At 48.5% G+C, this 7,448-nt stretch carries 8 protein-coding genes and 1 pseudogene; 7 read left to right on the forward strand and 2 right to left on the reverse strand.

The annotated features are described in order from the left end of the window. Window positions 1-169: 169 nt before the first annotated feature. From H9S92_RS05915 to H9S92_RS05925, 3 genes are read left to right on the forward strand one after another with little or no spacing between them, the layout of a single operon-like run. A complete protein-coding gene (locus tag H9S92_RS05915) occupies window positions 170-1,732 on the forward strand; it encodes a carboxylesterase/lipase family protein (RefSeq protein WP_187465795.1) in 1,563 nt (520 codons plus the stop codon). Between the two features lie 50 nt (window positions 1,733-1,782). Further along, on the forward strand, window positions 1,783-2,055 hold the full coding sequence (locus H9S92_RS05920; protein WP_187465796.1) for a hypothetical protein: 273 nt from the start codon (window positions 1,783-1,785) through the stop codon (window positions 2,053-2,055). A gap of 57 nt (window positions 2,056-2,112) precedes the next feature. After that, window positions 2,113-2,562, forward strand: a complete 450-nt coding sequence (locus H9S92_RS05925) for a DinB family protein (RefSeq protein ID WP_187465797.1) — start codon at window positions 2,113-2,115, stop codon at window positions 2,560-2,562. A gap of 71 nt (window positions 2,563-2,633) precedes the next feature. Here H9S92_RS05925 and H9S92_RS05930 read toward each other — a convergent pair whose 3' ends face one another. Further along, window positions 2,634-3,548 (reverse strand): SDR family oxidoreductase, encoded by a 915-nt coding sequence (locus H9S92_RS05930; RefSeq protein WP_187465798.1) that lies wholly within the window; start codon window positions 3,546-3,548, stop codon window positions 2,634-2,636. Window positions 3,549-3,566: 18 nt separating this feature from the next. Next, a complete protein-coding gene (locus tag H9S92_RS05935; RefSeq protein WP_246463687.1) occupies window positions 3,567-4,349 on the reverse strand; it encodes a nuclear transport factor 2 family protein in 783 nt (260 codons plus the stop codon). Window positions 4,350-4,577: 228 nt separating this feature from the next. Here H9S92_RS05935 and H9S92_RS05940 point away from each other — a divergent pair, with 228 nt between their 5' ends. The 4 genes and pseudogenes from H9S92_RS05940 to H9S92_RS05955 all read left to right on the forward strand — a co-directional run. Then, a complete protein-coding gene (locus H9S92_RS05940) occupies window positions 4,578-5,009 on the forward strand; it encodes a winged helix-turn-helix transcriptional regulator (RefSeq protein WP_187465800.1) in 432 nt (143 codons plus the stop codon). Window positions 5,010-5,479: 470 nt separating this feature from the next. After that, window positions 5,480-5,749 (forward strand): hypothetical protein, encoded by a 270-nt coding sequence (locus H9S92_RS05945; RefSeq protein WP_187465801.1) that lies wholly within the window; start codon window positions 5,480-5,482, stop codon window positions 5,747-5,749. A 121-nt stretch (window positions 5,750-5,870) separates the two neighbouring features. After that, entirely contained in the window at window positions 5,871-6,809 is a 939-nt protein-coding gene (locus H9S92_RS05950; RefSeq protein ID WP_187465802.1) for an alpha/beta hydrolase, read from the forward strand. Between the two features lie 318 nt (window positions 6,810-7,127). After that, window positions 7,128-7,448, forward strand: a pseudogene (locus H9S92_RS05955) (transposase); the annotation flags it as partial.

Here is a 7,448-nt window from a genome sequence, read left to right on the forward strand (position 1 = left end):
CTCAACCTTAATAACCCCGGATGAAGGATGCGCCAGCATCCGGAATCCGGGGATGCTAAACGTGAAGGTTGCGCCATCCAAACAAAGATTCTACTAGCGAATTAAAATAAAAATCAATACCCCCCACACCCCCACCAACACTACCAACAAACCACCAAATCTTCAAACGATGAGACCTTCAACAACCTTTCTTTTATTTTTCTTAATCACCGCCGGGTTCTACTTTACAGCTTGTGGCCCAACGCCAACCGATGATCAGGAGCCCGTGGCTACCACCACCCACGGTGATGTCATTGGCAATTTTAACGATAGTGTATTCGCTTTCCTGGGGATCCCTTATGCCAAGGCCGAAAGATTCATGCCTCCCCAGGATCCCGATTCCTGGGCCGGAGTACTGGAATGTAAGGACTTTGGCCCCGTAGCCAAACAAGTAGTACCGTGGTATCCCGATTCCGTCCAAAACGAGCAGGCACTCTTCAGTTTAAATGTGTGGACCCAGGGGCTCAAGGATGGCAAAAAGCGTCCCGTAATGCTCTGGTTACACGGCGGTGGCTTTCACGTTGGCGCCAGCAACGATCCCATGACCTACGGGGAAGCCCTGGCCCGCAAAGGTGACGTCGTGTTCGTATCGGTTAATCACCGCTTGAACATTCTGGGCTTCCTCGATTTGTCGGCATTTGGCGATAAATACGCCCAGTCGGCCAACGTAGGGATGCTCGACATTGTGAAAACGCTGGAGTGGGTCCAAAATAATATTGCGGAGTTTGGGGGCAACCCAGCCGATGTAACCATTGTAGGCGAATCGGGAGGTGGCGGAAAAGTGGGCACCCTCATGTGTATGCCAGCGGCCAAAGGTTTGTTCCACAAGGCAATCATTCAGAGCGGTACCCTGCTGAACACGATGACTAAGGAGAAATCGCAAGCCCTTGGTTCAGCTGTGCTGGAAAAACTAGGACTTACCCCCGAAGAGGTTGGTAAGCTGGATACGATTGCTTACCCGGATCTTGTAAAAGCAGGAAACGAGGCCATTGCAAGTATCGCGGGACCCCGCACTCCCGGTTCTCCCAGGATGTTTGGCTTCTCCCCTTCTGCCGATGGGGTGCTGTTGCTCCAGCAACCCTTCAGTCCCGGATTTGCCGACATTTCCTATGACATCCCCCTCATGATTGGCTCTACGCTAAATGAGATGATGCCCACTGTGTACGGTGAAAAAACGCTGACCCTTGAGCAGGCCAAAGAACGCCTCGAAAAAGACTACGGGGACAGTACCGACCAATACATTGCGCTTTTCGCCAAAGCGTATCCCGACTATACCCCCCAGGATCTGCTTTCTATCGATAAGGTTTTCAGGCCCTACACCATCCGCACCGCCGATGCCCGGGCTTCGGAGACCAGCGCCCCTTTGTACGTCTATTTCCTAGCCTGGAAAAGTGGGGTGGAAGACTCCTCCAAGGGTTCCTTTCATGGCTTGGACATTCCGTTGGCATTCAACACAGTTGACCTGAGATCCGACTGGACAGGCAATACCGAAGAAGCTTGGGAAATGGCCGATAAAATGAGTTCGGCGTGGATTAAATTCATCAAAACAGGCGATCCTAATGTAGCGGGCAAACTGCCCACCTGGCCACCCTATACTGCGGAAAACGGAGCCACCATGTACTTTGACGATGAATGCAGAATCGTGAACAACCACGACCGGGAATTGATCCATTTCATTCAACCTACGGAGTAGGCATGGTCGCAATGCGCGAAGCCAAACAACACTTCACAACGTAAACCGCCATGGAAAATAAGGATTATTCCACCTTAACCGATGCCGAACTTTTAGTCGAAAAAAAGAAACTGAAGAACGCTAAAATTCTTCATGCCGCACTTATTGGCTTTCTGGCCGGCATTCTCATTTTCGGAGTTGTTGGGTGGATTTTGTCCCCGCAAAAGCGATTAGGCTTCTTTATCCCGATGCTCATCCCCATCGCCTTCATCTACGGGCTGCTGAAGAACCCCAAAACCAACCAGGACCTGGAGAACACCTTAAAAGAACGTAACCTGAATTGACGGATTCAGGAAGCGCTACAGAAGCATTAAGTCAACCACCAACCTGCAATCGGTTCTATGCAAAAAGAAATTTTGCTCGAAATGGTAAATCAAAACCTGCTGACCTGTTCCTACGCGTGGAACAGGGTTACGGAGGAAAACAAAGATTGGCGGCTGAACGAAGGAACTGCCTCGATGGGGTTTATCCTCCGCCACATCGGCGAGACGATCAACCTGTTTGGATATTTTTTCGGCGTGCCAACCGAAGTTCAAAACACCACAATCGGCCAAATCGATACGGGAAAAAACTACGACACCGCCACCAGCCGGGCTTTAATCGACACCGGATTTGCCATGCTGAAGAACCTGGTTGAGACAACACCCGATGCGGGTTGGCTCGACCCAATCGACACCCCCTTTTTTGGAACCGTATCCAAAGCAAGGCTATTTTCTCACATCCTCTACCACAACAGCCACCACTGCGGACAGCTTTCCTTGACTCTGGAAAAAGGTGAAAGGCCAAATTAAACATGTGGCTGAGGAGGCATAGATAAATCGGCCATCGCAAAATGACGGACCATCGCATAGCGCCAACCCTACTAACCTACTCGAACGACTTGCGGCCCGGAGATATAGGCAGTTGCCTTACCCGAAACACCCCCCAACACTGAATCAAGCTGCATTTCTTTCAGCACCCTGTCTTGGATAGGTTGGGTCAGGGCATTGATTTCATCTACTCCCCAAGTGATGCCCACTACCGTTCTTGTCGGGCGACTACCAAAGGGCATTTCTGCCAGTTTCAGATACGCATCCACCACCCATTGTGGGTCGGGTGCGCCTTCGCTTTGTAACATTTGAGCAAAACTTTCGCCCATGGCGGCAGGAACACCTGCTAATGCGCCATACGATTCCAATACTTCGCTGTGCGCAGGTGCTTGACCCGATGCCAACAGTCCGGTACCAAAAGGGCCGGGCTCTACCATCACGATATCCACACCAAAAGGCGAAACTTCATAGCGCAAGGCTTGTGAATAGCCTTCCAAAGCGTGTTTGGTGGCGGTATAGGTGCCGAAAAACGGTGGCGACATACGGCCCACCAACGAAGATGTATTGATAATCAGACCATTACCAGCTTTACGCATACATGGCAAAACGGCTTGCATCGTTCTAATGGCACCATAATAGTTGGTTTCCATCTGCTGGTGCGCTTGAGCCACACTAAATGCTTCGGTGATGCCCAAGTACATAATTCCGGCATTGTTGATGAGGATGTCGATGTTTCCTGCTTCTGCCAGGATACCCGCCATCGCTTCTTTTACAGACGCATCGTTGGTGACATCCATTTCCACCACTTTGATGAGGGCGGAATGCGCTTCCAATTCCGCTTTTGCCGCTGCATTCTTTCCACCGGGATTGCGCATGGCGGCAAAAACCTGATAACCTTGGTCGGCAAAAACTTTGGCGGCCTTTGAGCCAAATCCGCTGCTGCTGCCGGTGATGATTACATTTTTCATTTTGAAAATTATTTGTGATTAAAATCCACCGAACATTCCATTATCATTCGCCAACCCCGTGATGGGTATTTCCTGAATCACATCCCAGTGCTCTACAATTTTTCCACCTTTCATGCGGAATAAGTCGTAAAACACTTGCTTCTTTCCGCTCCATTCGCCTTCACTCACCGTAAGCACGAAGTTGCCTTCGCCCAAAACCTTGTGGATTTTAGTATACTTAAACATATTGTTTTGTGCAGCGAGGTACTGTACCGCTTCTACAATGCCGCTCAATCCATCTTTGATATCCGGATTGTGCTGGTCGTATTGTTCTGCACTGATGTATTCGGTGATCTTTCCCGGGTTTTTACCCATCAAAACATCTTCAATGAGGGCAACGGCCAACGTTTTATTCGCCTCGGTATGGTCTAAGTCTTCCACCGTGGTAGGGCCATCCGTTTGGGTTCTTCCGCTGGCAGTTTCTTTTACCAATACGGTCATTGCATCCCAATGCTCGGCAACCTTGCCGTTTTCATCAACACGGATAATGTCGAAAGCTACCATTTCATCTGCTCCAAATGGCTTGGCATTGTGCCAAATATTGTGCATGAACACAAAGTTGCCATCTTGAAACATTCGCACGTTTTCGGCATACGTTCCGTGTTCTTTTAGAACAGGTAGCAAGCCGATGAATGGCTCAAGTCCAGTTGGGACAAAGGGGTTGTGTTGAATGTAATCCGCATTTGCCCATTCACGCATCGTGCTGGTGTCCTGCTTTGCTACCGCACCTAAAAAAATGCCAACGATTTCTTTCTTGTTCATGTTTGTAATGTTTGATGGATGAGGCTCGTTCTTTGCGGCGGTGGGGGCGGTACCACAGGAAGCAAGGACTCCCGTGAGGACCAGGCCAATTAAGACTTGTCTCATAGCTGGAAAATTTTACTTTTGTTTCGCAAGCAAAGATATTACATTGCTTGCATTTTGCAAGTCATTGGACAAAAACTTTCATTTTACAAGCAAAATTTAACATTTTCATAACTTACACTTAACATGAAACTTGAATTCCGCTGCAATTGTCCGTTTACCTCCGCCTTAGATATATTAGGGGATAAGTGGATGTTGGTTATTGTGAAGCAAATACTGATCGAAGGCAAAGAAACCTTCAAAGACTTCACGGAAAGTGAGGAAGCCATTGCAACCAACATTCTATCGGCCAAACTCAAACTCCTGGAGGAAGCAGGAATCATCACCAAGACCAAAAAACCGGGGAACCGAAAGAGTAACCTCTACCTCTTGACCGATAAAGGACTTGCCTTGACCCCCCTCCTGGTGGAGCTTGCCACCTGGAGCGATAAGTACCTGAGGGACCTTCACCCAACCCTGCAAAACGAAAAAGGAATGGATCAACTCCGAAATGACAAGTCCGCATTCGCGCACATACTAGTAGAAAAGTACCGCGAAAAGCAGGCTGCCTTGGGGTAGCCCAGCCATTCTCTAAGCCTTTCTCCCTTTTTTCGCCTCTTCCCAACGCGTTAGTACTTACTGGCTGGAGAAGCCCTTGCCCCAACGGCGGCCCCACATTCCAGCCTGCTTCGCCGCCGGTAAGGCACGGTAGCACGGATGAACTTGACTTTGCTTTTTCTTACGGGACAAAGCGGAAAATTGCTGGGGAAGCGTTTATCTTGCCTACCGAACGCTCATCGTAAGGTTACTCCCCTTCCTTACTGCATCGTCTTGCCCCCCACTTACTCAATCCGGCACCGCCGTACGCTGCCCCACCAGCTGCCCGGCCACCACGACATCAAGACCACTAGGCTTTAGCCCCGCGCATCCGGTCAGCACTTGCACAGCATAGTCAGCCCTGGGTTGATATGCTGCGCAGCGAAAAGGCCAATGAAAATGCGGGGATGTTGCGGGTGTCAACAAATTGACAGACATTCAAAATATTACGAATGAACTTCATCATTTGGATCTTATCAGCCATAAATATCTACTTTGGAATGAAAAATTTCCTGAACGTAATTAATGTATTGCAAGACACCAAGTATTCTCAAAGCTCCACCGCGGTGTTCGCTGTACTATTTTTAGGCATGGGTATTGGCGGATTGTATCTGTTCCATATTCAACACAACAGTAAGCTGGCGCTTTGGCTGGAACTCGGGCCTTGGGTCTTAGCACTCCTTGTTTTATTGTTTACGATGGCAACAAGTAAGTATAATTAAGTGCCAACAATTACATAAAACCACTTTAAATCGCGAGGTTCGTATTCTCGAAAAAAACCTCATTCGTGAATGTCTTTTCGAGAAGGTCCGGTTTTTACGCGAACCAACAACTACCATAAAAATGAAATACTTTACTCCTCTGATAGTTCTTGCTTTAACGCTTTGGGGATGTGCGCAAAACGCGCTTGACACCAATAATTTGAACTTATCCAGTGGAAGGGTAGAAAGAATCGAGAACTTTGCATCAGAATTTGCAGCACCCCGAAACATTGACGTGTGGCTGCCAGACGGTTATTCCGCCACCGAGGAATACGCGGTTCTGTATATGCACGACGGACAAATGCTTTTCGACTCTACCGCATCATGGAACAAACAGGAATGGGGTGTTGACGAAACCATGAACCAACTTCTTGAAGAGGGGACGATTCGCAATTCAATAGTGGTTGGGATATGGAATACGGAATCCCGACATTCAGAATATTTTCCGCAGCAACCCTTTGAAAGTCTTCCTGAAGAAGTTCAGGATTCTTTGCTGACCCAAGGCAAAAGAAATCAGGAATCCGGACGTTTTAAGACCGCAGTAAGCTCGGACAACTACCTGAAATTTATTGTAACGGAGCTGAAACCCTTCATTGACCAAAAATACTCCACGCTACCAGATCGGAAGAACACCTTTATCGCCGGATCAAGCATGGGTGGATTGATTTCCATGTACGCGTTATGTGAATATCCCGACGTCTTCCAAGGCGCAGCGTGCCTGTCAACGCACTGGATTGGTACCTTTGACACACTCAACAACCCTATCCCAGCAGCGTTTGTAGCGTATTTAGATGCCAACTTGCCGAGCCCGCAGAGTCATTCTATTTATTTCGACTTTGGTACGGAAACGCTCGATGCGCTGTACGAACCTTATCAGGTAAGCGTCGACTCCATAATGGTGAAGCATGGATTCAGCAGCGAGAACTGGAAAACCCTGAAATTTGAAGGGGAGGATCACTCTGAAAAAGCATGGAAGAAAAGGCTTCATATTCCTTTGCAATTCCTGCTGGGTAAAGAATGATAAAGTACGGGGAGTAGTCAAATGGGCTGAGCACCTATTCGACATCTCTCCCTACCCCGCTATTCTTCTTGAAACCCGACCAGCCTACTACACTGCGCTCGCTTGGCAACTTTGCTCGTCCTTCTTGATGATTATCTTTGGGAATGGAGTTGGCTAATCAGTAGCGACAAAAGGGGTACTCCTCCTCTCCACCAGAGCGTTCCGCAATAGAAGGAAGTATCACACCAATGGTCCGCTACGGTTTGAGGCAACACTTTAGCAAAGTATGCATATAAAGAGGGCAAGCCCTATCTTGTTGGTTCCTTACACCGTACAGATATGACTTGCCCAACGAAGATCGAAATCCTCGTCGCCTCAATTTTGCAAAAACTTCCTGGTATTTCCGCATGGCGCTACCGCTTTTTGCTCCATCTTTTCGTTTTGTGGCCCTCAATGATTGGCCGACGGAACTTTGTCAACCTAGGTCGTCAAGGCGAATATTCTGAGTTCACTTACCGTAAGCACTTTGGTAAACGCATGGATTGGCTGGGCTTCAACAGAGAGTTGAGCGAGCCGTTTTTAGGCCCCAACCGTATCATTGCTCTCGACCCCTCATACCTGAGTAAGAGTGGCAAGCATACTGCTGGAGTCGGTTATTTT

Source organism: Neolewinella lacunae (genome assembly GCF_014349155.1).
GTDB classification, from domain to species: domain Bacteria; phylum Bacteroidota; class Bacteroidia; order Chitinophagales; family Saprospiraceae; genus Neolewinella; species Neolewinella lacunae.